General features: G+C 68.7%; 1 protein-coding gene. It reads right to left on the bottom strand.

The window, feature by feature from the left end:
* The coding region (locus ABD901_RS58845; protein ID WP_345145159.1) for a hypothetical protein at positions 1-396 on the bottom strand (396 nt) is incomplete at its 3' end.
* Positions 397-620: the final 224 nt, after the last annotated feature.

Raw genomic sequence — 620 nt, 5'->3', positions numbered from 1 at the left:
CGGTTGCGTGACAAACCAGGAAGCACCATCCCCGGACGGGGAATACACCACCGCCCTCGGAACCTCCACACCATGCAGCGACCGCTCATCGATATGCGCCTGCATCCGCCGGGCGAGCTCGGCCACGCCGCGGATACGATCAATCGGGAACAACACCAACGGACGCGTCGGGTCACTGCCGTCCGGGCCGGGGCCCGGATCATGGAACGGCCAATCCACCACCTCCTCTGCCGTCACCATCCCGGGACCCAGGCGATGCGTTTCCCACCGACGATGGTCTAGCCCCCGATCAGCCAACCCCGCGCCCGCATAGACGACCACTCCGGTCACGACGACCACACCATCGGGAATCGACCGCCGCCCAACCGCCGCTTCCAGATGCCTCTCGTCCCGCATGCCCTCCTCGTCCTGCGGCGGTGGCACCATCCACGCCCCGTTGGCCAAACGCCGCAAAGAAGGGACCGCCGCCGTCCCGATCGCCGGAAGCCCAGCCACCGGCACCGAACCCGCACCCGATGACCCCGCCACCGACGGGTCCACGACCGCGGCAGACCGACCCCCGACGCCGTAACCGATGGCCACGCTCCACGGCAAACGCGTGTCCCAGTTCGACGCCATCC

This window comes from Dactylosporangium darangshiense (assembly GCF_039537565.1).
Lineage (GTDB): Bacteria > Actinomycetota > Actinomycetes > Mycobacteriales > Micromonosporaceae > Dactylosporangium > Dactylosporangium darangshiense.
The sequence above is the reverse complement of the archived record's forward strand: the minus strand, read 5'-3'. Positions and strand labels throughout refer to the sequence as shown.